Genomic DNA, 24,296 nt, shown 5'->3' with positions numbered 1-24,296 from the left:
GACCCCAAACATCGGACCAGCGCCTGGTTGTTTTCAGAAATAAAAGTCGGTAAACATGAGGCACCCCTTTTAGCCATTCGAGGTAGCAGATGAATTACCCTTCCATCACCCTGTGGTCAGATTCATCTTTCTTTAGTCCTTATGTCATGTCGGCTTATGTTGCGCTCAGCGAAAAAGGGGTGCCTTTTAGCGTAAAGCGTCTCGATTTATCGCAAAACCAGCAGCGTGCGGAAACCTACCGCGATCTGTCGTTAACCTGCCGTGTGCCGACCTTACAGGTCGATGACTTTATGCTGAGTGAATCCTCGGCGATCTGCGAATACCTTGAGGAGCGTTTTGCCGCCCCCGAGTACGAACGTCTTTATCCCAAAGATCGCGAGAAACGTGCGCGCGCCCGGCAAATTCAGGCCTGGCTACGCAGCGATCTGATGCCGATTCGCCAGGAGCGTCCTACCGAGGTGTTGTTTGCGGGAGAGCACTTTGCGCCGTTGTCGCCAGCGGCACTGGAAGCGGCGGATAAACTGATCGCCGCCGTACAGCGCCTGTTACCGGAGCGGCAGCAAAATTTATTTGGTGAGTGGTGCATTGCAGATACCGATTTGGCTGTCATGCTTAATCGACTGGCGCTGCATGGCGATACGTTGCCTGCGCGTTTACAACATTATGCCGAGTTTCAATGGCAGCGAGCATCAGTCCAGTTATGGTTAGCGGAAAGCGGCAAAAATCGCTAGCGATCGGCGCTTGCTCAACCCGTCATAAGTGATTACCTTACGACTGATAAAAACGTGGCAAACAGCGCGTGCATAAAGACACGCTAAACAGGAAAGGGTTACGGATGGTGGATCACATTGCTGGTGGCGAAATCGAATGGGTCGATATCGTAAGCGAAGAGAATGAAGTCGTTGCACAGGCTACGCGTGCGCAGATGCGCGCGCAATGCTTACGTCACCGCGCAACCTATATCGTGGTTCATGACGGTATGGGCAAAATACTGGTTCAGCGCCGTACTGAAATCAAAGATTTTATGCCGGGTAAACTGGATGCAACTGCCGGTGGCGTGGTGCAGAGTGGCGAGGACATGCTGGAATCTGCGCGACGCGAAGCCGAAGAAGAGCTGGGCATTGCGGATGTTCCCTTTGCAGAACATGGCAAATTCTACTTTGAAGATGAGCATTGCCGCGTCTGGGGCGGCTTATTCAGTTGCGTATCGCACGGCCCCTTTGCCATGCAGGAAGAAGAGGTGGATGAAATCTTCTGGATGACCCCGGATGAAATCACCGCGCGCTGTGATGAGTTTACCGATGATTCGCTTAAAGCCTTGTCTTTATGGCTGAGTCGTAACAACGAAAACAGTCACTGATACCTTCTGTTAACTTTGCGAGCGGTCATGGCCGTTCGCAAAGCTAGCCCTCTGTTTTAATCGCCGCCGCATTCCCGCCTGATTATCAGCTCCCCGTCTTTTAGCCATCAGTCGCGTTGTCAGGGCCACGCCGTCCATTCACCTTGCGCGCAAGAAACGGGCAGGGGATTTATGCTAGTCGGCCTGTCAGAACAGGAAAGCGGTTATGGGTCAACGGTGCGGTTCACCTTCACCGGACGATGACAAGGCGCAGGGCCGGTTCAGCGCTTGCTGTGACTGTGCGCCTGTCAGGCTGACAGCGGCAGGATGCGCACTGTCCAGATCGTACCACCGCCCACAGGTTAACCCCGAGGGCGGTGGTACAGCGCACCCTTATACTGAGGGTGATCTAAGCCGGTTGCGCCTGGCGCATCTTTTCCCCGCGCCGCCGCAGCACTTCCATCACGATCAGTAATAAGAGCGAAGCCGCAATCATGATAGTGGCGGCCGCTGCAATGGTGGGATCGAGATTTTCGCGGATACCGGCAAACATCTGAATCGGCAATGTCCGCTGCGTTGGGCTGGCAAGGAATAGCGTCACGACCACTTCATCAAATGAGGTCGCAAACGCGAATAACGCGCCGGAAAATACGCCGGGTGCAATCAGCGGCAGGGTGACTTTACGAAACGCCAGCAGCGGCGAGGCACCGAGGCTGGCGGCGGCCCGCGTCAGATTTGTGTCGTAACTTTTCAGCACGGCAACTACCGTGATCACCACAAAGGGCACGCCCAGCAGCGCATGGGCCAGTACCAGCCCAAGATAGCTGTTCAGCAGTGACAGTTTGGCGAAGAAGAAAAACATGCCAACGGCGATGATCACCACGGGCGCAACCATGGGAGAGATAATGATCGCCATCACCAGGGCTTTTCCGCGAAACTCACCGCGTACCAGGCCCATAGCGGCCAGCACCCCGAGGACGCTGGCCAGCAGCGTCGCCAGTGGGGCAACCAGCAGGCTGTTCATTAGCGCACCGATCCACTCCTTCGAGTGAAAAAAGGCCGCATACCAGCGCAGCGAAAAGCCACTTAGCGGATAGCTCAGAAACGAACTTTCGTTAAATGACAGCGGCACGATGACCAGAACAGGCACAATCAAAAACAGCAGTGCCGCTGCGCCGTAGAAATTAAACAGGTAGCGCCAGACCCGCAGCAACGTTGAACCTTCTTGTCTCATCATTCGCTCCTTAACGCACCGCAACTTCGGATGAAGTCCGGGTGACACGTGAATACACCACATACAGCAACGTCACGATAATCAACAACTGGCTGCCTAAGGCGGCGGCCATGCCCCAGTTCATGGTGCTGTTGGTAAAGAAGGCGACAAAGTAGCTGACCATCTGATCGTCCGGCCCGCCTAACAGGGCAGGTGTCACGTAGTAGCCAATCGCCATCATGAACACCAGCAGCGCACCTGCGGTAATCCCGGCAAACGTCTGTGGCACATAGACGCGCCAGAAGGCCACAAAGGGATGCGCACCCAGCGACACGGCAGCACGAACATAGCTAGGGGAAATGCCTTTCATTACCGCATACAGAGGCAGCACGATGAAGGGCAGTAGGATATGTGTCATTGAGATGTAGACGCCGACCCGGTTAAACACCAGCGTGAGCGGGCTGTCGATGAGACCTGTTGCCATTAAGGTCCGGTTAATTAATCCTCCAGACTGCAGCAACACAATCCAGCTCGCGGTACGCACAATTAATGAGGTCCAGAAGGGCAGCAGCACCATAATCATCAGCAGGTTGGCCCGGTTAGACGGCTGTTTCGCCAGCCAGTAAGCCAGCGGATAGCCCAGGCCGACGCACAATAAGGTGACGACGGTCGCCATCCACAACGTGCGTAGCAGGACATTCACATAAAGCGCCTGGTCGGGCGACTGTGGTGTGATGTCGCCGGTTTTGGCATCGACCTTATGGTCAAACACCGACAGCAGATAATAACTGGTATAAGGTTTGGCGACGCGTTTCAGGGTTTGCCAGGTGGCCAGCTCTCCCCACATCGGCTGCTTGTCGATCAACGTTTGTTTGACGTTCAGGCCATCCTCGGGAGCCTGGCGAGGGACGGCCAGGATCAGCCGACGAAAGGTGCTGTCTTCATAACTTAACCGCTTAGCAATGCCGGAAATCTGGCCCTGTTCACGCGCCGCGCTGACTTCTTTTGCCATAGTGGCAAACAGGCTTTCATCCGGCAGCGCCTTGCCATCCCACTTGGTCAAGGCCTGGCTGGTTTGCGGGAGCCCATCTTTAAGCTCAGGGTTATTCACGCTCATACTGAGAATCGAGCCGATGGGAAATAAAAAACACACCACGACGAAAATCAGTAAAGGGGCAACTAAAAGCAGGGAGCGTTGCGTTTTGATCCAACCAGCCCGGTTGAATTTGTGACGCAGACTGAATGCGCCTTCCGTGCGTCTGACGGGCGCTGAATCCATAACGGGGTTTTGACTCATGCCGACCTCCTCAATGGTGCTGCCGGAGCGGGTCCGGCAGAGGGTTATTTCGCGGCCCAGGCGTTAAAGCGCTGTTCCAGTTCTTCACCATGTTCCAGCCAGAACGTCGCGTTAACCTGAACCGCCTTGGCCATATTGTCAGGCGCGGTGGGCAGTTGGGCTAAACGATCGGCAGCCAGCAGCTTGCCAGCCTGGATATTGGCAGGGCCATAAGGAATATTTTCGGCATAGACCTTTTGGTTTTCCGGCTTCAGCGTGAAGGCAATAAACTTTTCCGCCAGCGCTTTGTGTTTTGAGCCTTTCACAATGGCCCAGTTGTCGAAGTCGTACAGGTTGCCATCCCAGACGATTTTAAAGTTATGGCCTTCTGCCTGGGCGGTGCCGATGCGACCGTTATAGGCCGACGCCAGCGTTACGTCGCCTGAAACCAGCCACTGCAGGGGCTGTGCGCCCGATTCCCACCACTGAATGTTCGGCTTGAGCTGATCCAGCTTCTTAAAAGCACGATCCACGCCCGCCGGGGTTGCCAGCACTTTATAAACGTCTTCGCGCTTCACGCCATCCGCCATCAGCGCAATTTCCAGCGTGTATTTCGCGCTCTTACGCAAGGCGCGTTTGCCCGGGAATTTTTTCACGTCCCAAAAATCCGCCCAACTGGTTGGGGCCGTTTTTAGCTTGTTGCCATCGTAGGTCAGTACGGTAGACCAGACGAAGAAGCCTGCGCCACATTCGCTTACGCTGCCCTTGGCAAAGTCGGCTTTGTTACCCAACTTGCTCCAGTCCAGCGTTTCAAGCAGCCCTTCTTCACAGCCACGTTCCAGTTCCGGAGTTTCGAGCTCGACCACGTCCCAGCCGACCTGTTTGGTTTCGACCATGGCACGGATACGCGCCATCTCACCGTTATATTCACCCGCTTCTATGCCGTCATGACTTGAGGCCATAAAAGGCTTATAAAACGCTTTATCCTGCGCGTCTTTGTTGGTACCACCGAAAGAAACCACCGTAAGGTTTTCGGCCTGCGCCTGGACAGCCACCGCCGCCAGAACCAGTGCCGCTATATTTTTCATCATCCCCGGACTCCTGAATTATTATGTTTGGGCAGAATCCTCTGCCCGGTGTTTGCTTTGCAATCTTAATGCCAGGGTACTGCCACGCTGCGGAACGGGCTGCGTGGCAGAACGCGAAACTCAATACTTGCCCAGAATACGGTTCAGCAGGTTCAGTGCCGTGCGGAACTGCGCGTCCGGGATGGTGAGCGGGTAGAGGAAGCGGATCACGTTGCCGTGCACGCCGCAGGTGAGCAGCAGCAGCCCCTCGTCCAGCGCCTGTTGCTGAATTGCTTTGGCGATGTCCGCACTCGGCTTGCCTGCGCCATCCATGAATTCAGCGGCGATCATTGAACCATGACCGCGCACCTCTGCCAGCGCTTTACAGCCTGCACCTTGCAGGGTTTCAACCAGTTGTCCACCCAGTTGCAGGGCTCGCTCGCTCAGGTTCTCATCGCGAATCACCTCAAGCACGGCCAGCGCGGCGGCAATGGCCGGTGGGCTGCCGGCGTAGGTGCCGCCCAGACCGCCGGGCAGCGGCGCATCCATCACCTCAGCCCGTCCTGATACCGCCGACAGCGGCATACCGCCCGCCAGGCTTTTTGCCATTGTGATCAGGTCTGGCTGCACGTCGGGATAGTACTCACTGGCAAACAGCTTGCCGGTGCGGGCGAAGCCACTTTGAATCTCATCGGCGATGAGCAAAATGCCATGCTGATCGCACAGCTTACGCAGAGCGGTGACGAAGGCGGGCGGTGCCACATTAAAGCCGCCTTCACCCTGAATCGGTTCATAGATAATGGCCGCCACCTGTTGTGGGCTGATATCGCAGCGGAAAATGGCCTGCAAACTTTCCAGTGCATCATCCACGCTGCAGCCATGCAGTGCATTCGGGTAGCGGGCGTGAAATACTGAGCTGGCAAAAGGGCCAAAACCGGTTTTATAGGGGACCACTTTGCCGGTCAGCGACATCGTCATGTTGGTGCGACCGTGGAAAGCCCCGGTAAAGGCGATAACGCCAGGACGGCCCGTGGCGGCGCGTGCAATTTTCACCGCATTCTCAACGGCCTCCGCCCCGGTGGAGAAAAAAGTGGTTTTGGCGGGCCCATTCACCGGCACCAGCGCATTCAGTTTTTCTGCCAGGGCGATGTAGTTTTCGTAGGGCACGACCTGAAACGCGGTATGGGTAAAATGGTCAAGCTGTTCTTTGATGGCGGCGATGACTTTGGGATGGCGATGTCCGGTATTCAGCACGGCAATGCCTGCGCTGAAATCGATAATTTCGCGCCCCTGATGATCCCATAACGTGGCGTTTTCTGCTTTCACCGCATAGAAATCGCACATCACGCCCACGCCGCGCGGCGTAGCATTGAGACGACGAACCTGAACTTCACTGTTACTCATAACGCGACCTCATGGTGTTTGTTGCCATATTGTTACAGTGGAATCTGCCTCCTTGCTTTTTAGCGTTTTCAGGGTTTTATAATCCAGAGCCAGTTTTTTTTATTTTGAGGTACCAATTTTGCGAAGCTTACTCGGTGACCTGCTTGCACAACGTCTGGCCTCGCTTTCCGGCGGTACGCTGAATAAGCGATTGTATGATGTTTTGCAGGCAGCCATTCAGGATGGAGCCATTGCCACCGCGACGCGACTGCCCGCCAGCCGCGACCTTGCTCGTGAACTCGCAGTCTCACGTAACACCGTGCTGGCAGTTTATGAACAGCTTCAGTCTGAGGGTTACTTACAAACCCGTACCGGAAGCGGCACCTTCGTCAGTGCGGTATTACCGGAACAGGCACCGGGAGAGCCGCTGGTCAGGCCGGTAACGCCGCCGATGAAACCCGTCCGGCTGTCGCGACGGGGTTCACGTCTGCTGGCGAACAGCGGTGCCGGGAGCCATCAGTGGGGCGCGTTTATGCCCGGCGTACCGGACGTCAGCCATATGCCGCACGACATCTGGCGAAAAATACAGCTTCGCCTCAGCCGGCGGCTGCCGGTTGAGAATCTGAGCTATGCCAGCCACGGCGGCTGCGTCGAGTTACAACAGGCGCTGGCCGATTACCTGCGGGTGATCCGATCGGTGAACTGCAGCCCCGAGCAGATCCTGGTCACCGCCGGAACGCATCAGTCGCTGGATCTGCTGGCGAAAATGCTCTGCGATCCCGGTGACAGGGCTATCGTGGAAGAGCCGGGATACTGGGGAATTCGTAATGTGCTGGTGGTGAATGGGGTGACGCTGATTCCCACTCAGGTTGACGACCAGGGGCTGGTTTTGCCCCCTGAGCAACCGGACAGCCCGGTACCGCGCCTGATCTGTGTGACACCTTCCCACCAGTACCCACTGGGTGCGGTGATGAGTCTGCAACGGCGCCATGAATTACTGGAGCGCGCGAAAAGCAGCGGCAGTTGGGTGGTGGAAGATGACTACGATGGCGAGTTTCGCTTTACCGGTAGCCCGATCCCGGCGCTACAGGGCCTGGCGGCGGATGCACCGGTGATCTATCTGGGCACCTTCAGCAAAACGCTGTACCCGGGCATCCGGCTCAGCTACATGGTGGTGCCTAAATCCATGGCCGCACGCATGAAAATGGCACACTCAGAGCTGTATCGTGGCGGCTACGGCCTGGTGCAGCTCACCCTGGCGGAGTTTATTCGGGAAGGGCACTATGCGGCCCACGTTCGGCGCATGCGGCAGATTTACAGCCGTCGCCGGGCCGTGCTGGTGGAGGTGATTAGCACCTCGCTGGGCGCTGACTGGATTGTGCACCACAGCAATGCAGGTTTGCATCTGGTGCTCAGGCTGCCCGACAGCATCGACGATGTGGCCTTCAGCGCAGAGTTAGAACAGTGCGGTGTGTTAACGCGTCCGCTTTCATCCTACTACCTGCAAGGGACGCCGCAGCGAGGCTTGCTGCTGGGCTACGCCTGCGTTAACGAGGCAGATATCCCCGCCGCCTTTGCGCCTGTCCTTGCCCGATTGGAACATCATCTGCAAATTGCCTCAGTTTCGCCCTGAGGCACCATCAGCGTGCATCATCCTGGATTGCCTGATTCTGTGAGCAATCTCACGTTAAATTAATGTTAAATATAAAAAGACAATAAAATACAATGGCCTGCAAAGTGATTTTGTAAGCCGTTTCTTTTCCTGTTGTCAAATTCTGCTTGTGCAAATCAAAGGCGTTGTGGTAGTGCTAAAAAAGGCCCGCCAGAATTCGCACGTCAAAAGGATGATGCATGAATCGTGCCGACACCTTTTTTATCCTGTTTACGAGAGTACGCCATGAGAAATTTTGTCAGTTTTCGCAACATCAAAAAGAGCTACGACGGCGACAAGCTGGTGGTGCGCAACCTCAATCTGGATGTGGCAGAAGGGGAGTTTTTGACTCTTTTAGGGCCATCTGGCTCCGGGAAAACCACCAGCCTGATGATGCTGGCCGGATTTGAAACGCCCACCGATGGTGAAATCCTGCTGCGTGATAAACCCCTTCACACCTTGCCGCCGCATCAACGTGATATCGGTATGGTATTCCAAAACTATGCGCTTTTTCCCCACATGACGGTGGCGGAAAATCTGGCGTTTCCGTTGTCGATTCGCCGTTTGAGCAAAGCCGATATCAGTGTGCGGGTTAAGCGGGTGCTGGATATGATTAAACTCACTTCGCTGGCAGACCGCTATCCAGCGCAGATGTCTGGGGGGCAGCAGCAGCGCGTGGCCCTGGCGCGGGCGCTGGTCTTTGAACCCAAACTGATCCTGATGGATGAGCCGCTAGGCGCGCTGGATAAACAACTGCGCGAGCACATGCAGATGGAGATCAAGCAGCTCCACAGCATGCTCGGGCTGACCATTGTCTATGTCACGCATGACCAGAGTGAAGCCATGACCATGTCAGACCGGGTGGCGGTCTTCAATGATGGAATGATCCAGCAAATGGACAGCCCGCATAAACTTTATGAGCAGCCCGATAACGCCTTTGTGGCGCAGTTTATCGGCGAAAATAACAGCCTGTTGGCCACGCAGTCGGGACAGCATGGCGATTATTATCAGGTGACGCTGGATAACGGTGTTCAGCTGGATGCGCTGAAGGTGCGCCCGAGCTCGCCTGGTAAGAAAATACAGCTCAGTATTCGCCCAGAACGCATCAATGTGAACGCCGCCAAACCGGGCGAACAGTCTGTTCAGGCCAGGATACAGCAGTTTATCTATCTGGGGGATCACGTGAGAATGCTCACTGAGGTTGCCGGGCAGGGGAATTTTATGGTGAAAATGGCCGCATCTGAGGTGTCACCCGACTGGAAGGCCGGCAGTGAAGTGAGGCTGTCCTGGCAGCCTCAGCACCTGCGCGCGCTTGACGTTACGCTGCAATAAGCAAAAAAAAGAGCATGCAGTCTGCATGCTCTTATTCAGCCATGGAAACTTAGCCTTCAGCCTGCTGCGACTGAATTGCCGTCAGGGCGATGGTGTAGACAATGTCATCCACCAGCGCGCCACGTGACAGGTCGTTGACCGGTTTACGCATGCCCTGCAGCATTGGCCCGATTGAAATCAGGTCAGCTGAACGCTGTACCGCTTTATAGGTGGTATTACCGGTATTGAGATCCGGGAAGATAAACACCGTTGCGCGCCCGGCAACCTGCGAGTTGGGGGCTTTGGATTTTGCCACGTCTTCCATAATCGCCGCGTCATACTGCAACGGACCATCAATCACCAGATCTGGACGTTTTTCCTGGGCAAGTCGCGTTGCTTCGCGCACTTTCTCCACGTCGCTACCTGCACCTGAGTTACCGGTTGAGTAGGAGATCATCGCGACGCGCGGATCGATGCCGAAGGCTTTGGCGGAATCGGCGGACTGAATGGCAATTTCTGCCAGCTGTTCAGCGGTGGGGTCCGGGTTGATCGCGCAGTCGCCGTAGACCAGCACCTGCTCCGGAAGCAGCATAAAGAACACCGATGAGACCAGCGAACTGTTGGGTGCGGTTTTGATCAGCTGTAACGGCGGACGGATGGTGTTTGCAGTGGTATGTACTGCGCCGGAGACCAGCCCGTCGACTTCACCACTTTCCAGCATCATGGTGCCCAGCACCACGTTATCTTCCAGCTGTTCCTGAGCAACCACTTCGGTCATGCCTTTGCTTTTACGCAGTTCGACCAGACGTGGAACGTAGTTCTGGCGAACCACTTCGGGATCAACAATCTCAATCCCTTTGCCCAGCTCAACGCCCTGAGCTGCCGCAACGCGCTGGATTTCATCCGGATTGCCTAACAGAACACAGGTCGCGATGCCGCGCTCGGCGCAGATGGCTGCCGCTTTGACGGTGCGGGGTTCATCCCCTTCCGGCAGCACAATGCGTTTGCCTGCCTTGCGTGCCAGCTCGGTCAACTGATAGCGGAACGCCGGCGGTGACAGGCGACGGCTGCGTTCAGACGTGGCCGTCAGGGATTCAACCCAGTCAGCATTGATGTAGCTGGCAACGTACTCCTGGACTTTCTCAATACGCTGCGTGTCGTCCACGGGCACTTCAAGGTTGAAGCTTTGCAGGCTGAGCGAGGTTTGCCAGGTATTGGTTTTCACCATAAATACCGGCAGGCCGGTCTGGAAGGCACGTTCGCACAGTTTGGCGATGCGCTCATCAATTTCATAGTTACCGGTTAAGAGGATGGCACCAATCTCAATACCGTTCATTGCCGCCAGGCAGGCAGCAACCAGCACATCAGGACGGTCGGCAGAGGTGACCAGCAGCGAGCCTGGACGGAAGTGCTCAAGCATGTGCGGAATGCTGCGTGCGCAGAACGTCACTGATTTTACGCGGCGCGTCTGAAGTTCACCCTCGTTAATGACCCGGGCGTTAAGGTGGCGGCACATATCAATGGCGCGGGTGGCAATCAGGTCGAAGCTCCAGGGCACACAACCCAGGATGGGCAGTGGGCTATTGGCAAACAGCTGGTCAGGATTGATGTTGGCAATGCTGGCCTTTGACGAATCATCGAAAATTTCTGACAGGTCGGGGCGCGTGCGGCCCTGTTCGTCGACCGGCGCGTTCAGTTTGTTAATGATCACGCCAGTGATGTTTTTATTCTTTGACCCGCCAAAGCTGCTTTGCGTCAGTTCAATACGCTCTTTAAGCTGTGCAGGCGAATCGTTACCCAGCGCGGTCACAAAGACGATTTCAGCGTTTAACGTTTTGGCGATTTCGTAGTTCAGAGCGTTGGCAAACTGGTGCTTGCGCGTGGGGACTAAGCCCTCGACCAGGACCACTTCAGCATTCTGGGTATTGGCGTGGTAGCGGGCAATAATCTCTTCCATCAGCACATCTTGCTGATTTGACCCCAACAGCGATTCCACGCGGGACATTGGCAACGGCTCTGCGGCCGGAATGCCTGAACTCTTGCGCACAATGCTGGTGGTCTGGTCTGGTGCATTGCCGCCCGCACGCGGTTGAGCAATGGGTTTGAAAACGCTCAGTCGAACGCCTTTACGTTCCATGGCGCGAATGACGCCAAGGCTAACGCTGGTCAGACCGACGCTGGTGCCGGTCGGAATGAGCATAATTGTACGTGACACGATTGAACCTCTCAGATTTCACTGGGTGTCAAAACAACGCCGTCAGCATGGGCTGACGGCGAAAGGAGATCAGGCGGTAAGACGTGCGGCGTCGCGGGCAATCACTAACTCTTCGTTAGTCGGAATCACCACAGCCGGGCGGGTGCCTTCTTTATTGATAAAACCTGACTTGCCAAAGCGTGCCGCCAGGTTGCGGTCGTGGTCAACCTCAAAGCCAAGCAGCGCCAGTTTATTTAAGGTCAGCTCGCGCACCATTGCCGCATTTTCGCCGATACCACCGGTAAAGATCACACCATCAAGACGGCCGTCCATCAGCGCCGTATAGCTGCCAATGTATTTGGCAAGACGATGGCAGAAGACATCCATCGCGCGTTTGGCATCCGCTTTCGTTGCATAGTTATCTTCGACATAACGGCAGTCGCTGGTGACTTCGGTGAGCCCTAACAGGCCGGACTCTTTGGTCAACATTTTGTTGATGGCGTCAACGCTCATGCCTAAGGTGTCGTGCAGGAAGAAAATAATCGCGGGATCGATGTCGCCACTGCGGGTACCCATCACCAGGCCTTCCAGCGGTGTCAGGCCCATCGAAGTATCCACACATTCGCCGTTGCGAATGGCAGAAACAGACCCACCGTTACCGAGGTGACAGGTAATAATGTTCAGCGTTTCCAGCGGCTTGTTGAGCATTTTTGCCGCTTCGTGGGTCACATAGTAGTGACTGGTGCCGTGCGCGCCATAGCGACGAACGCCATGTTCTTTATAAAGCGCATACGGCAGCGCATAAAGATAGGACTCTTCCGGCATTGTCTGATGGAAAGCCGTGTCGAAAACCGCCACATTCTTGTCGGACAAATGCGGGAAGTTTTTCATGGCTTCATCAATACCGATCAGGCCGGCTGGGTTATGCAGTGGTGCAAAAGATGACGCATCTTTGATACCCTGCACGACAGACTGAGAAATGACCACTGACTGCGTGAGTTTTTCGCCGCCGTGAACAATACGGTGACCTATTGCTGCGATTTGTGCTGAAAGCTCTGGTTTTTGTGCCAGAATTGTTTTAACAATGAAATTCAGCGCTTCGCTGTGGGCAGCGCCAGCACCCAGAGGGGCTTCCTGCTTCTGGCCCTCAAGTTTCCATTTAATCCGCGCTTCGGGAAGGTGGAAGCATTCTGCCAGGCCAGACAGGAATTCTTCACCGCTGGTGGGATTAAGGATGGCAAACTTAAGGGAAGAGCTGCCGCAGTTCAGAACCAGTACTAACTTACTCGACATGGAAGTACCTATTTGTTAAAAGTGGCTAAAAATAACGCAATCAGACTTACAGCGTAGCCCATTGAAGCAGCCAGATTAATGACAGAAGTCATACCCAGGTCAAAATAGTGCGTTTTTACGCAAAAAAATTTGAGTTTTTACGCATAAATTTGAAAATTCGCTTAAAACGGGCCTTGTCGTCTCTGTTACAAGGAAAGTTGCGGCAGGGACGTTGTTAAATCGGCGACAGAATAGCCGGAGTCACCTTTAAAGACAAAAACATTTGAAGGATGTTACGTAAAGTTGTGTCGTTATAATTATTTTTCAAAAAATACAGCATTAGTTGAGGCGAGCCATGGCGAATGAATCCCACACCGGCTGGTTCCGGATGTTTCAACGCGGACAGCATTATATGAAGACCTGGCCCAACGATAAACGCCTGGCGCCAGTCTTTCCTGAAAATCGTGTCTCTTCGGCGACACGGTTTTCAATTCGCTTTATGCCGCCGCTGGCGGTCTTTACGTTAACGTGGCAAATCGCGATGGGTGGCCAACTTGGCCCAGCGGTCGCGACGGCCCTGTTCGCCTGCAGTTTGCCCATGCAGGGTTTATGGTGGTTAGGTAAGCGTTCGGTCACGCCATTGCCGCCCACGCTGCTGCGCTGGTTTCACGAGGTGCGCACGAAACTGGAAGCCGCAGGGCAGGCGATTGCCCCGGTTGAGGGGAAACCCACATACCAGGCACTGGCCGATCTGCTTAAGCGTGCCTTTAAGCAGCTGGACCGGACATTTCTGGACGATCTTTAATCTGCGCCGTGCGGCAAATTATTGCACCCAAACCCGCGCTTAAATCAATGAAAAGCGATGTGGCAACGCCCACATCGTTTCCCCTGTGTAATTATCTTTCCATCGTATAAAACCTGAACGGCCAGCGGGCTTGAGGAAGAGATGATGGAAATGACCCATGCACAACGTTTGATCCTGACAAACCAGTACAAAATCATGGCGATGCTGGAGCCGGAGAACGCCGAACGTTTTCGTCGCTACCAAACCATCATTGAGCGTGGTTACGGCCTGCAGATGCGTGAACTGGATAAAGAATTTGGCAAACTACCCGAAGAAACCTGCCGTACGCTCATCGACATTATGGAGATGCACCATGCGCTGCAGGTTTCCTGGTCAAACCTTAAAGCCGAAGGCGACATCGATCCACGACGTCTGGCGTTCCTGGGTTTTGATGCCGCCACGGAATCGCGTTATCTGGGCTACGTGCGTTTTATGGTGAATACCGAAGGGCGCTATACCCATTTTGATGCCGGCACGCACGGCTTTAATGCGCAAACGCCGATGTGGGAAAAGTATCAACGGATGCTGGCTTTGTGGCAGACTTGTCCTCGCCAATACCATTTAAGCGTAAACGAGATTGCGCAAATCATTAACGCCTGATGAGGAGTGACGCGTGGAGTACAGTGGTTTTTTATTTGATTTAGATGGCACCTTAGTTGATTCACTACCGGCGGTAGAACGCGCCTGGAGCAACTGGGGTGCACGTCATGGCATTGCGGCTGATGAAATTCTGGACTTCATTCACGGTAAGCAGGCTATTACTTCACTGCGCCACTTCATGTCGGGCCAGTCAGAAGAAGCGATACAGGCTGAGTTTCTGGCGCTGGAAAAAACAGAAGCAGAAGACACCGACGGCGTGCAGGCGCTGCCAGGCGCAAAAGCGCTGCTCACGCAACTGGATGCGTTGCAGATCCCCTGGGCGATTGTCACCTCAGGTTCCGTGCCGGTGGCACATGCGCGCCATAAAGCAGCAGGATTACCGCAGCCTGCCGTGTTTATTACGGCTGAGCAGGTGGCAAAGGGCAAACCGGAACCCGATCCTTACTTACTTGGGGCAAAAATGCTGAAACTCTCTCCGGCCGACTGTGTCGTGGTCGAAGACGCGCCTGCTGGTGTGATGTCAGGATTGGCGGCAGGCTGTGCTGTCATTGCCGCCAATGCGCCAGATGATACACCACGCATCGATGAGGTGGCGCTGCGCCTGACCTCACTGACATCGCTGGTGGTCACCCAACAGACGACGGGCAAGTTTGCTTTTCACAGTAAAGACTAAGCAGAACGTGGCGGCGTGAAGCCGCCCGTATCAGAGCGGCGAATCCTGCGAAATTTCATCCAGAGACAGGCTAAAGCTGGGAATAAACACCTCGACGAAATAGCTCATTTCGGGTGAGCGACGTTGGCTCAGGGTTTTTTCCAGCCGCGCCTTTGCTAATAAAAATTCATTGTTGCCGGCCGACAGCTCTTCAAGGCATTTTACGTATGCGCAAAGTGCATCGGCCTGCTTCACCACGGCTTTCTCTTCTTCACTGTGCAGGTGCTCATCAATCAGCGGGCGGTAAATATCCTGCAGTTCTTCCGGCAGCATCTCAATCAACTTCTGCTGCGCAATCTTTTCAATCTTTTTGTATTCGTGGGCTATCTGCGCGTTGTAGTACTTCACCGGCGTCGGTAAATCGCCGGTCAGCACTTCACTGGCATCGTGATACAGCGCCATCATAGCGATGCGCTCGGCATTGAGATTGCCATTGAACTTCTTGTTCTTAATGGCGGCCAGAGCATGGGCAACCATCGCCACCTGCAAACTGTGTTCCGAGACGTTTTCGGTGCGTACGTTACGCATCAGCGGCCAGCGGTTGATCAGTTTGAGACGGGAAAGGTGGGCGAAGAAATGGCTTTGAGTCATGGTGGTTCCTGTTTGCAACAGGGGAGAGGCGAGCTCTCCCCGACATCACATCAGTATAGGCGCAACAGGACTACTGGCGGTAGCCTTGCAGGAAACGGCCAAACTTATTGATCGCCATCTCCAGATCGTCAACGCGTGGCAGCGTGACGATTCGCAGGTGATCGGGCCACGGCCAGTTAAACGCCGTGCCCTGTACCAGCAGGACCTTCTCCTGCAACAGGAAATCCAGCACCATTTTCTGATCGTCGTGAATATTGAATTTTTTAGCATCAATACGCGGGAACATGTAGAGCGCGCCCTGCGGCTTCACACAACTGACGCCGGGGATCTCGTTGATCAGTTCCCAGGCACGTTGGCGCTGCTCATAGAGCCGTCCACCGGGCACAATGAATTCGCTAATGCTTTGGTAGCCACCCAGCGCAGTCTGAATCGCGTGCTGCGCCGGTACATTGGCACACAGGCGCATGGATGCCAGCATTTCCAGGCCTTCGATATAGCCTTTCGCATGCTTTTTAGGTCCGTTCAGCACCATCCAGCCCTGGCGGAAACCCGCGACGCGGTAGGTTTTAGACAGGCCATTAAAGGTGACGGTCAGTAAATCCGGTGCCAGCGCAGCGATAGAATGGTGCTGTGCCGCGTCGTACAGAATTTTGTCGTAGATTTCGTCAGCAAAAATAATCAGGTTATGCTGACGGGCAATCTCAACCACTTCCATTAACAGCTCTTTGCTGTAAACCGCACCGGTGGGGTTATTGGGGTTGATAATCACAATGCCACGGGTGCGCGGCGTGATTTTACTGCGGATATCATCAAGATCCGGGAACCAGCCTGCGGATTCATCACACAGATAGTGCACGGCCTTGCCGCTCGACAGGGAGACGGCGGCGGTCCACAACGGATAGTCGGGCGCAGGCACCAGCATTTCATCACCGCTGTTCAGTAACGCCTGCATAGCCTGGACAATCAGTTCTGACACACCATTGCCGATGTAAATGTCCTCGACCGTAACGTCGCGCATATCGCGCGCCTGGTAGTGCTGCATTATGGCTTTGCGGGCAGAATACAGCCCTTTGGAATCACAGTACCCTTGTGCACTGGGGAGGTTGCGGATGACATCAACCAGAATCTCATCCGGCGCTTCGAAACCAAAAGGTGCCGGATTGCCGATGTTCAACTTAAGAACTTTATTACCTTCTTCTTCAAGGCGTTTAGCCTCTTTTAAAACCGGCCCACGAATGTCGTAACAGACATTGTCCAGTTTGCCGGATTTATCAATTTGAAAAGTCATTGTGGCCGCCTTAATGTGCAGAATCCTTTTGCCTGCCGCTGAAAACAAACCTGCACAATGTACTCTCCTCAGGCCTACAAAAGAAGGGCAAGAAACGGTTTTGGCGTGTTCAGCATCTTTGTCTTCGGGCAGACGACGTAATGCATATTGGTTATCATGCAGTCCGGTTGAAACGTTTGGTTTATAAGGCTTTCCTGGTTTATTGTTCTGTGAGTAAAAGTTGAGCGCTGGGTAATGTCTGCTTTTATTATGCCGATAATGAACCTGAAGGCCGTGACACAATCTGAGTATGCGCAATGCGTCATGAGCGAAATAGTTTAATTATGCTTTATTAATGCATAAAATTTGCGCGGCTTTGACCGCAGTTAATCAGAGTAACCTGAAAAACAACGGTTGCTCTTGATGTTAACGCATTTATATCTAAGGTTTTTTTAACGATTATTAAGGCCGACAGAAATAATGCAGAGCATCTTCAATGCATGTTTCGACAATGAAAAGTCGTATTTACTGTTTTCCGGCAGGTTACGTCCGCTCAGGAGGGACAAGGATGGATGGGATGTAAGATGCGATTTGATCAAAATATGCAATGCTTTTCATAAAAACATTTCCATTTTGCGGTCAAAAATGATTAAGTATAATTTACTATTTGATGAGATTAAACGCTACACACCGTTAGCGTATTCCAGACCTGTTTACCCCTGCTTAACCGCATTTTGGGGGTAGAAAAAAGACAACTACACAGCTTCCCGCATTTTTGCATCCCGTGCCCTCGGCACAGAAGTTGTCTCTGTCTTCAGGAGCCGGTTTCCTTGTTTTGCAGGGAAGTTCCGTCTTCCTCCGTAAGTAAATTTTATGTCGGCCCTTTGCCGGGACGCCATGAAGCATCATTACCGCTTATCGCTTTGATAAGCATGTAATAACACCAGGATAGTAGTTCTTAAAAATCTAATAAGTGAAGAAAAAAACATGACTAATGCAAATCGTCCGATACTTAATCTCGATCTCGATCTGCTCCGAACTTTTGTTGCTGTTGCTGATTTGAACACCTTTGCAGCCGCTGCTGCTGCGGTGTGCAGAACGCAATCGGCAGTAAGTCAGCAGATGCAACGTCTGGAACAACTGGTTGGTAAAGAGTTGTTTGCCAGACATGGCCGCAACAAGTTGTTAACAGAACACGGTATTCAGCTTCTGGGCTATGCCAGGAAAATCCTGCGTTTTAACGATGAAGCCTGTACTTCCCTGATGTACAGCAACATCCAGGGCGTACTGACGATTGGCGCTTCTGACGATACGTCCGACACCATTCTGCCGTTCCTGTTAAACCGCGTGACCTCTGTCTATCCAAAACTGGCGATTGATGTTCGCGTGAAACGCAATCCCTTTATGATGGAAATGCTGAACCAGGGCGAAGTCGATTTAGTTGTCACGACCTCCAGCCCGGGTAACTTTACTCACCAGGTCCTGCGCACGTCGCCGACCTTATGGTACTGCGCGGCGGATTACGTGTTCCAGCGTGGGGAAGCGATTCCGTTGGTATTACTCGATGAGCCAAGCCCGTACCGCGATATGGCGATTGACCATCTTAATGAAGCCGGTATTCCGTGGCGTATCTCCTACGTTGCATCAACCCTGGCGGCCGTGCGCGCTGCGGTGAAAGCAGGATTAGGTGTAACGGCGCGTCCGGTAGAAATGATGAGCCCGGAATTGCGTGTCATGGGTGCCGCTGAAGGCTTACCGGTATTACCTGATACGCAATACCTGCTGTGTCGCAATGCTGACAGTGATAACGAGCTGGCGCTGGCGATCTTTAATGCTATGCAGTCTACGCACGATCCTTACAACATGGTGGCCAATGCCGATGGCACATTGTTGTTGGATGATGAAGAGTAAATACCGCATTCTTTTGCAAAAAATGCGCAATTTAGCAGCACGATAACCTCTGTAAATACGCCTCTTGTCCTGTAAAAAGGACAGGGGGCTTTTTTTTAGGCTTTTTCTTGCGCAATAAAACCGATTTTCGAGGGGTTGTCTTTACTTGCTGTCAGCCACCCGCAATCGAGCGGACGTGAGAGAAGGACGCCTGTAAAATGTGAAATAGTTGATTCGAATCAGTCTGATAACTGCTGAAATTTAACACAAAAAAGATAATTCTGTGTTCTGGATCAACAAAATAGCCATTCCAAAGGGAAGGAAAAGCCTGAAAATCCTGTCAAAATATGGGGGTTAAATGCACGATCCATGCGCGCAAATACCCGCTACACTAAAATTACCCTTACAGACTGAAGCGATTTAGCTGGAAACACGCGCATCATATGTTAATAATATGATGCAGGTGTAAAATAAAGTTTGGATACTTTTGTCTAAGTTGACAAAAGGTTATAGAAAGGAGTAAAAAACCCCATAAAATTGCTGCTTATTCCAGAGTAACAGCAAAATTTGTAAGGTTTTTATCCTTCCCTTTGAATCGATGTGGTGAGTTTGCTGCCAGAACCCGAGCAGGATGCCAGCGCCACTTTTGATGAGTAAGCAAAGAGTATGTCAACTACCACCGAAATCATCGCTCAGCATTGGGCATTCGTCGTTTTTATCGTCATTGCATTTGGCCTCTGTGCGTTTATGTTAACCGGAGGATGGCTGCTTGGCGGCAGAGCGCGTGCCCGTTACAAAGACACACCTTTTGAGTCCGGCATTGAATCTGTCGGTGATACTCACCTCCGCTTGTCAGCAAAATTCTACCTGGTGGCGATGTTCTTCGTTATCTTCGACGTAGAAGCTCTCTTTTTATACGCATGGGCGACTTCAATCCGCGAAAGTGGATGGATCGGCTTTGCGGAAGCCGCAATTTTCATTTTGGTGCTCCTGGCGGGCTTGGTTTATCTGGTGCGCATTGGCGCGTTGGACTGGACGCCTGCACGCCGCCGAATCGTGGTTAAAACTCCCACGGTAAGTCACACCAATCCTCACAAGCAGTAAAAGAGAGGCAATAAGATGGACTATACGCTCACCCGCATAGACCCAAACGGTGGTGAGAACGACCGTTACCCTCTGCAAAAGCAGGAAATCGTCAGCGATCCGCTGGAGCAGCACGTTCATCGCAGCGTTTACATGGGCAAGCTCGAACATGCCCTGCACGACATGGTGAACTGGGGACGTAAAAATTCCCTGTGGCCGTACAACTTTGGTCTTTCCTGCTGCTACGTTGAGATGACGACCTCTTTCACCGCCGTGCACGATGTGGCGCGCTTTGGTGCTGAGGTTATGCGTGCTTCTCCACGTCAGGCTGACTTTATGGTGATCGCTGGTACGCCATTTACCAAAATGGCCCCGGTGATTCAGCGTTTGTATGATCAAATGCTGGAGCCGAAATGGGTCATTTCCATGGGTGCCTGTGCCAACTCAGGCGGCATGTACGATATCTATTCTGTCGTGCAGGGCGTGGATAAGTTCCTGCCGGTTGACGTTTATATCCCAGGCTGCCCGCCGCGTCCTGAAGCCTATATGCAGGCGCTACTGCTGCTGCAGGAGTCGATTGGCAAAGAGCGTCGTCCCCTGTCGTGGGTGGTCGGTGATCAGGGCGTTTATCGTGCCAATATGCAGCCTGAGCGTGAACGTAAGCGTGGTGAACGTATTGCAGTAACCAACCTGCGTACACCAGACGAAGTTTAAGTTAACCGTATGGATGGAATTCGTGCCTGCAGCAGACAACATCACAAATTAATGCATGGCACCATCCTGACGCCTTCATTTGAGCGCCTGTTATCAGGCCGGAATGGTGAGTAACGTATGACAGATTTGACCACGCAAGATCTCGCTCAGCCACTATGGCAAACCCGCGATCACCTGGATGATCCGGTGATTGGCGAGCTGCGTAATCGTTTTGGGCCGGATGCCTTTACCGTTCAGGCCACCCGCACCGGTATTCCGGTGGTGTGGATAAAGCGTGAACAGCTGCTGGAAATCATTACATTCCTGCGTAAATTACCTAAGCCGTACGTCATGCTCTATGACCTGCACGGCATGGACGAACGTTTACGTACCCACCGCGCAGGTTTACCTGACGCGGATTTTTCCGTTTTCTACCACCTGCTGTCGATTGAACGCAATCGCGACATCATGCTCAAGGTGGCTTTATCTGAAAACGATATGCATGTGCCGACCATCACCACTATTTTCGCCAATGCCAACTGGTACGAGCGCGAAACCTGGGAGATGTTTGGCATCACCTTTGATGGTCACCCGCATCTGACGCGCATTATGATGCCGCAGACCTGGGAAGGGCATCCGCTGCGTAAGGATTATCCCGCGCGCGCGACCGAGTTCGATCCTTTTACGCTGACTAAGCAAAAAGAAGATCTGGAAATGGAAGCGTTGACGTTCAAGCCTGAAGACTGGGGCATGAAACGCAGCACCGCCAATGAAGACTTTATGTTCCTCAACCTCGGTCCAAACCACCCCTCCGCGCACGGTGCTTTCCGCATCATTTTGCAGCTGGATGGTGAAGAGATCGTCGACTGCGTCCCGGACATTGGTTATCACCACCGTGGCGCGGAGAAGATGGGCGAGCGTCAGTCCTGGCACAGCTACATTCCTTACACCGACCGTATCGAGTACCTCGGTGGCTGCGTCAACGAAATGCCTTACGTACTGGCGGTAGAAAAACTGGCCGGTATCGTTGTCCCTGACCGCGTTAATGTGATTCGCGTTATGCTCTCCGAGCTGTTCCGCATTAACAGTCACCTGCTGTACATCTCCACCTTTATTCAGGACGTCGGTGCCATGACACCGGTGTTCTTTGCCTTTACCGACCGCCAGAAAATCTATGACGTGGTTGAGGCGATTACCGGTTTCCGTATGCACCCGGCCTGGTTCCGTATTGGCGGTGTGGCACACGATCTGCCGAATGGCTGGGAACGCTTACTGCGTGACTTCCTGGACTGGATGCCGAAGCGCCTGAAAGAGTATGACAAAGCGGCGCTGCGCAACACGGTACTGATGGGACGTTCACAAGGCGTGGCGGCCTACAATATGGAAGAAGCGCTGGCATGGGGCACCACAGGTGCGGCTCTGCGCGCGACCGGTCTTGATTTTGACGTGCGTAAATGGCGGCCATATTCAGGCTATGAAAACTTCGACTTCGACGTGCCCGTGGGTGCCGGCATCAGTGATGCCTACACGCGCGTGCAGCTGAAAATGGAAGAGATGTGGCAGTCGCTGCGTATTCTTGAGCAGTGCCTGAACAACATGCCGGCAGGGCCGTTTAAAGCGGATCATCCGCTGACCACGCCGCCGCCGAAAGAGCGCACGCTGCAGCACATTGAAACCCTGATCACTCACTTCCTGCAGGTGTCATGGGGCCCGGTTATGCCGGCCAATGAATCCTTCCAGATGATTGAGGCGACCAAAGGGATTAACAGTTACTACCTGACCAGCGATGGCAGCACGATGAGCTATCGCACACGTGTGCGTACGCCGAGCTTCCCGCATCTGCAACAGATTCCTTCGGTAATCCGTGGCAGCCTGGTATCCGATTTAATCGTGTACCTCGGTAGTATCGACTTTGTTATGTCAGACGTGGACCGCTAATTATGCACGATCAACACATTGCTATTAAAACGATCGACCCCAACGAGGTCTTCGTGCTGAGTGCGGAAGAGCACCATGCGATTGAGCACGAAAAACACCATTACGAAGATGCACGCGCCGCGTCAATTGAAGCGCTGAAAATCGTGCAGAAGCAACGCGGCTGGGTACCCGACGGCGCAATTCACGCCATTGCAGACGTGTTAGGTATTCCTGCCAGCGACGTAGAAGGTGTTGCCACTTTCTATAGTCAGATTTTCCGTCAGCCGGTTGGCCGCCACGTGATCCGCTATTGCGACAGCGTGGTATGCCACATTACGGGTTTTCAGGGAATTCAGGCTGCACTGGAAGAAAACCTGAATATCAAGCCGGGTCAGACGACAACCGATGGTCGCTTTACGTTGCTGCCAACCTGCTGCCTGGGTAACTGCGATAAAGGCCCAACCATGATGGTGGATGAAGATACGCACGTTCATCTGACGCCGGAAGGCATCGCCTCTTTGCTGGAGCAGTATCAATGACAATTAAACAGATCATTCGTACTGCCGAAACCCATCCCCTGACCTGGCGCATGCGTGACGATCAGCAGCCCGTTTGGCTGGATGAGTATCGCAGTAAAAACGGTTATGCCGGTGCAGAAAAAGCCCTGAAAGGCATGGCACCGGATGAGATCGTGGCGCTGGTGAAAGATTCCGGCCTGAAGGGACGCGGTGGTGCAGGCTTCTCTACCGGTTTGAAGTGGAGCCTGATGCCGAAAGACGAATCCATGAACATCCGTTACCTGCTGTGTAACGCCGATGAGATGGAGCCGGGCACCTATAAAGACCGCCTGTTGATGGAGCAAATGCCCCATCAATTGGTGGAAGGCATGCTGATCAGTGCGTTTGCCCTGAAAGCTTACCGTGGCTATATCTTCCTGCGTGGCGAATACATTGAAGCTGCGGTGCACCTGCGCCGCGCTATCGCCGAAGCCACCGAAGCCGGTTTACTGGGTAAAAATATCCTGGGCTCAGGGTTCGATTTCGAACTCATCGTGCACACCGGTGCCGGCCGCTATATTTGTGGTGAAGAAACGGCCTTGATCAACTCGCTGGAAGGGCGTCGTGCTAACCCACGTTCTAAGCCACCTTTCCCGGCGAGCGCGGGCGTCTGGGGTAAACCGACCTGCGTTAACAACGTTGAAACGCTGTCAAACGTGCCAGCTATTCTGGCCAACGGGGTTGAATGGTATCAGGGCCTGTCAAAGAGCGATGATGCCGGTACGAAACTGATGGGCTTCTCAGGTCGGGTAAAAAACCCCGGCGTCTGGGAGCTGCCGTTTGGTATCACTGCTCGTGAAATCCTTGAAGACTATGCGGGCGGCATGCGCGATGGCCTGCGCTTCAAAGCCTGGCAGCCGGGCGGTGCAGGAACAGACTTCCTGACCGATCAGCACCTGGATCTGCCGATGGAGTTCGCCAGCATCGGTAAAGCAGGCAGCCGCCTGGGTACTGCCCTGGCTATGGCCGTCGACCATGAAATCAATATGGTTTCACTGGTGCGCAACCTGGAAGAGTTCTTTGCTCGCGAATCCTGCGGCTGGTGTACGCCATGCCGTGATGGTTTGCCGTGGAGCGTGAAGATCCTGCGCGCGCTGGAGCAGAAAAAAGGCCAGCCGGGGGATATCGAAACCCTGGAGCAGCTTTGCCGCCAGCTCGGCCCGGGCAAAACCTTCTGTGCTCACGCACCTGGTGCCGTCGAACCGCTGCAAAGCGCCATTAAATATTTCCGTGAAGAGTTTGAAGCCGGCATCGCGCCGCAGGTGTTTGGTAATACCCGAGCTATCGGTGGTATTCAGCCAAACCTGCTGAAAGCGCGCTGGTAATTCGCCGTTATCCACGGGAGCTGGCCCTGTGCCGCCGTTCCTGCTGCAGTGTGCAGGGACAAGAATTTGATTAACGCTCGTTTATGACGAGCCTTACGGAAGCATGTCACT

The 24,296-nt window shown here is 53.6% G+C and carries 22 protein-coding genes and 1 pseudogene; 14 read left to right on the top strand and 9 right to left on the bottom strand.

Features of this window, described 5'->3' with window-relative positions; genetic code table 11:
• Positions 1 to 89: 89 nt before the first annotated feature.
• Both yfcF and yfcD read left to right on the top strand, forming a co-directional pair.
• On the top strand, positions 90 to 731 hold the full coding sequence (gene yfcF, locus FBY13_RS08995; RefSeq protein ID WP_063880313.1) for a glutathione transferase: 642 nt from the start codon (positions 90 to 92) through the stop codon (positions 729 to 731).
• Positions 732 to 835: 104 nt separating this feature from the next.
• A complete protein-coding gene (gene yfcD, locus FBY13_RS08990) occupies positions 836 to 1,360 on the top strand; it encodes an NUDIX hydrolase YfcD (RefSeq protein ID WP_096010891.1) in 525 nt (174 codons plus the stop codon).
• Positions 1,361 to 1,748: 388 nt separating this feature from the next.
• Here the strand turns inward: yfcD and FBY13_RS08985 are convergent, their stop codons facing one another.
• The 4 genes from FBY13_RS08985 to FBY13_RS08970 form a co-directional block, all read right to left on the bottom strand.
• A complete protein-coding gene (locus FBY13_RS08985; protein ID WP_145394076.1) occupies positions 1,749 to 2,573 on the bottom strand; it encodes an ABC transporter permease in 825 nt (274 codons plus the stop codon).
• 10 nt (positions 2,574 to 2,583) lie between these two features.
• Positions 2,584 to 3,849: an ABC transporter permease gene (locus FBY13_RS08980; protein WP_145393987.1), complete on the bottom strand. Its 1,266-nt coding sequence runs from the start codon at positions 3,847 to 3,849 to the stop codon at positions 2,584 to 2,586.
• 44 nt (positions 3,850 to 3,893) lie between these two features.
• Positions 3,894 to 4,919: a polyamine ABC transporter substrate-binding protein gene (locus FBY13_RS08975; RefSeq protein WP_145393986.1), complete on the bottom strand. Its 1,026-nt coding sequence runs from the start codon at positions 4,917 to 4,919 to the stop codon at positions 3,894 to 3,896.
• A gap of 117 nt (positions 4,920 to 5,036) precedes the next feature.
• On the bottom strand, positions 5,037 to 6,299 hold the full coding sequence (locus FBY13_RS08970) for a 4-aminobutyrate--2-oxoglutarate transaminase (RefSeq protein WP_063880308.1): 1,263 nt from the start codon (positions 6,297 to 6,299) through the stop codon (positions 5,037 to 5,039).
• Between the two features lie 118 nt (positions 6,300 to 6,417).
• On the opposite strand from FBY13_RS08970, the pseudogene FBY13_RS23895 reads away from it, so the two are divergent.
• Positions 6,418 to 6,657 (top strand): annotated as a pseudogene (locus tag FBY13_RS23895) (GntR family transcriptional regulator); the annotation flags it as partial.
• Here the strand turns inward: FBY13_RS23895 and FBY13_RS23890 are convergent.
• Positions 6,633 to 6,713 carry a chaplin family protein gene (locus FBY13_RS23890; protein WP_367303086.1) on the bottom strand — a complete coding sequence of 27 codons (81 nt, stop codon included), beginning with the start codon at positions 6,711 to 6,713 and terminating at the stop codon, positions 6,633 to 6,635. The pseudogene FBY13_RS23895 and the gene FBY13_RS23890 overlap by 25 nt on opposite strands.
• Before the next feature lie 16 nt (positions 6,714 to 6,729).
• On the opposite strand from FBY13_RS23890, the gene FBY13_RS08965 reads away from it, so the two are divergent.
• Together FBY13_RS08965 and FBY13_RS08960 are read left to right on the top strand one after the other, a co-directional pair.
• On the top strand, positions 6,730 to 7,911 hold the full coding sequence (locus tag FBY13_RS08965; protein WP_370513152.1) for a PLP-dependent aminotransferase family protein: 1,182 nt from the start codon (positions 6,730 to 6,732) through the stop codon (positions 7,909 to 7,911).
• Between the two features lie 264 nt (positions 7,912 to 8,175).
• Positions 8,176 to 9,261, top strand: a complete 1,086-nt coding sequence (locus FBY13_RS08960) for an ABC transporter ATP-binding protein (protein ID WP_063880306.1) — start codon at positions 8,176 to 8,178, stop codon at positions 9,259 to 9,261.
• A 49-nt stretch (positions 9,262 to 9,310) separates the two neighbouring features.
• Here FBY13_RS08960 and pta read toward each other — a convergent pair whose 3' ends face one another.
• Positions 9,311 to 11,440, bottom strand: a complete 2,130-nt coding sequence (pta, locus tag FBY13_RS08955; RefSeq protein WP_063880305.1) for a phosphate acetyltransferase — start codon at positions 11,438 to 11,440, stop codon at positions 9,311 to 9,313.
• A gap of 84 nt (positions 11,441 to 11,524) precedes the next feature.
• The gene (gene ackA / locus FBY13_RS08950) at positions 11,525 to 12,727 is read right to left on the bottom strand and encodes an acetate kinase (RefSeq protein ID WP_063880304.1); all 1,203 of its coding nucleotides are present in this window, start codon (positions 12,725 to 12,727) and stop codon (positions 11,525 to 11,527) included.
• A gap of 334 nt (positions 12,728 to 13,061) precedes the next feature.
• Between ackA and yfbV the strand changes: the two genes are divergently transcribed.
• From yfbV to FBY13_RS08935, 3 genes are all read left to right on the top strand, one after another.
• Complete coding sequence (gene yfbV, locus FBY13_RS08945) at positions 13,062 to 13,511, top strand: terminus macrodomain insulation protein YfbV (RefSeq protein WP_063880303.1); 450 nt, start codon at positions 13,062 to 13,064, stop codon at positions 13,509 to 13,511.
• Positions 13,512 to 13,655: 144 nt separating this feature from the next.
• Positions 13,656 to 14,150, top strand: coding sequence for a YfbU family protein (locus FBY13_RS08940; protein ID WP_096010884.1), 495 nt, complete (start codon positions 13,656 to 13,658; stop codon positions 14,148 to 14,150).
• A 13-nt stretch (positions 14,151 to 14,163) separates the two neighbouring features.
• Positions 14,164 to 14,823 (top strand): sugar phosphatase, encoded by a 660-nt coding sequence (locus FBY13_RS08935; RefSeq protein ID WP_096010883.1) that lies wholly within the window; start codon positions 14,164 to 14,166, stop codon positions 14,821 to 14,823.
• A gap of 30 nt (positions 14,824 to 14,853) precedes the next feature.
• On the opposite strand, the gene yfbR is transcribed toward FBY13_RS08935, so the two are convergent.
• On the bottom strand, positions 14,854 to 15,453 hold the full coding sequence (yfbR, locus tag FBY13_RS08930) for a 5'-deoxynucleotidase (protein WP_096010882.1): 600 nt from the start codon (positions 15,451 to 15,453) through the stop codon (positions 14,854 to 14,856).
• A 70-nt stretch (positions 15,454 to 15,523) separates the two neighbouring features.
• Complete coding sequence (locus tag FBY13_RS08925) at positions 15,524 to 16,741, bottom strand: pyridoxal phosphate-dependent aminotransferase (RefSeq protein WP_063880299.1); 1,218 nt, start codon at positions 16,739 to 16,741, stop codon at positions 15,524 to 15,526.
• Between the two features lie 966 nt (positions 16,742 to 17,707).
• On the opposite strand from FBY13_RS08925, the gene lrhA reads away from it, so the two are divergent.
• The 6 genes from lrhA (at position 17,708) to nuoF (ending at position 24,185) form a co-directional block, all read left to right on the top strand.
• Positions 17,708 to 18,631, top strand: a complete 924-nt coding sequence (gene lrhA / locus FBY13_RS08920) for a transcriptional regulator LrhA (RefSeq protein WP_013026515.1) — start codon at positions 17,708 to 17,710, stop codon at positions 18,629 to 18,631.
• Positions 18,632 to 19,276: 645 nt separating this feature from the next.
• Complete coding sequence (locus FBY13_RS08915) at positions 19,277 to 19,714, top strand: NADH-quinone oxidoreductase subunit A (RefSeq protein ID WP_063880298.1); 438 nt, start codon at positions 19,277 to 19,279, stop codon at positions 19,712 to 19,714.
• 15 nt (positions 19,715 to 19,729) lie between these two features.
• Positions 19,730 to 20,407, top strand: coding sequence for an NADH-quinone oxidoreductase subunit B family protein (locus tag FBY13_RS08910; RefSeq protein WP_063880297.1), 678 nt, complete (start codon positions 19,730 to 19,732; stop codon positions 20,405 to 20,407).
• A gap of 117 nt (positions 20,408 to 20,524) precedes the next feature.
• Positions 20,525 to 22,324: an NADH-quinone oxidoreductase subunit C/D gene (gene nuoC, locus FBY13_RS08905; RefSeq protein WP_096010881.1), complete on the top strand. Its 1,800-nt coding sequence runs from the start codon at positions 20,525 to 20,527 to the stop codon at positions 22,322 to 22,324.
• 2 nt (positions 22,325 to 22,326) lie between these two features.
• Complete coding sequence (gene nuoE / locus FBY13_RS08900) at positions 22,327 to 22,842, top strand: NADH-quinone oxidoreductase subunit NuoE (RefSeq protein ID WP_013026512.1); 516 nt, start codon at positions 22,327 to 22,329, stop codon at positions 22,840 to 22,842.
• A 2-nt stretch (positions 22,843 to 22,844) separates the two neighbouring features.
• Entirely contained in the window at positions 22,845 to 24,185 is a 1,341-nt protein-coding gene (gene nuoF, locus FBY13_RS08895) for an NADH-quinone oxidoreductase subunit NuoF (protein ID WP_172823930.1), read from the top strand.
• Positions 24,186 to 24,296 lie beyond the last annotated feature (111 nt).

It is taken from the genome of Pantoea sp. SJZ147 (assembly GCF_007828605.1).
GTDB classification, from domain to species: Bacteria; Pseudomonadota; Gammaproteobacteria; order Enterobacterales; family Enterobacteriaceae; genus Pantoea; species Pantoea allii.
This window is presented reverse-complemented; position numbering and strand designations above follow the sequence as displayed.

Bases quoted from the DNA above. Each gene is read 5' to 3' on its own strand.
- yfcF (WP_063880313.1), top strand. From the start codon at position 90: ATGAATTACCCTTCCATCACCCTGTGGTCAGATTCATCTTTCTTTAGT.
- yfcD (WP_096010891.1), top strand. From the start codon at position 836: ATGGTGGATCACATTGCTGGTGGCGAAATCGAATGGGTCGATATCGTA.
- FBY13_RS08985 (WP_145394076.1), bottom strand. From the start codon at position 2,573: ATGAGACAAGAAGGTTCAACGTTGCTGCGGGTCTGGCGCTACCTGTTT.
- FBY13_RS08980 (WP_145393987.1), bottom strand. From the start codon at position 3,849: ATGAGTCAAAACCCCGTTATGGATTCAGCGCCCGTCAGACGCACGGAA.
- FBY13_RS08975 (WP_145393986.1), bottom strand. From the start codon at position 4,919: ATGATGAAAAATATAGCGGCACTGGTTCTGGCGGCGGTGGCTGTCCAG.
- FBY13_RS08970 (WP_063880308.1), bottom strand. From the start codon at position 6,299: ATGAGTAACAGTGAAGTTCAGGTTCGTCGTCTCAATGCTACGCCGCGC.
- FBY13_RS08965 (WP_370513152.1), top strand. From the start codon at position 6,730: ATGAAACCCGTCCGGCTGTCGCGACGGGGTTCACGTCTGCTGGCGAAC.
- FBY13_RS08960 (WP_063880306.1), top strand. From the start codon at position 8,176: ATGAGAAATTTTGTCAGTTTTCGCAACATCAAAAAGAGCTACGACGGC.
- pta (WP_063880305.1), bottom strand. From the start codon at position 11,440: ATGCTCATTCCGACCGGCACCAGCGTCGGTCTGACCAGCGTTAGCCTT.
- ackA (WP_063880304.1), bottom strand. From the start codon at position 12,727: ATGTCGAGTAAGTTAGTACTGGTTCTGAACTGCGGCAGCTCTTCCCTT.
- yfbV (WP_063880303.1), top strand. From the start codon at position 13,062: ATGGCGAATGAATCCCACACCGGCTGGTTCCGGATGTTTCAACGCGGA.
- FBY13_RS08940 (WP_096010884.1), top strand. From the start codon at position 13,656: ATGGAAATGACCCATGCACAACGTTTGATCCTGACAAACCAGTACAAA.
- yfbR (WP_096010882.1), bottom strand. From the start codon at position 15,453: ATGACTCAAAGCCATTTCTTCGCCCACCTTTCCCGTCTCAAACTGATC.
- FBY13_RS08925 (WP_063880299.1), bottom strand. From the start codon at position 16,741: ATGACTTTTCAAATTGATAAATCCGGCAAACTGGACAATGTCTGTTAC.
- lrhA (WP_013026515.1), top strand. From the start codon at position 17,708: ATGACTAATGCAAATCGTCCGATACTTAATCTCGATCTCGATCTGCTC.
- FBY13_RS08915 (WP_063880298.1), top strand. From the start codon at position 19,277: ATGTCAACTACCACCGAAATCATCGCTCAGCATTGGGCATTCGTCGTT.
- FBY13_RS08910 (WP_063880297.1), top strand. From the start codon at position 19,730: ATGGACTATACGCTCACCCGCATAGACCCAAACGGTGGTGAGAACGAC.
- nuoC (WP_096010881.1), top strand. From the start codon at position 20,525: ATGACAGATTTGACCACGCAAGATCTCGCTCAGCCACTATGGCAAACC.
- nuoE (WP_013026512.1), top strand. From the start codon at position 22,327: ATGCACGATCAACACATTGCTATTAAAACGATCGACCCCAACGAGGTC.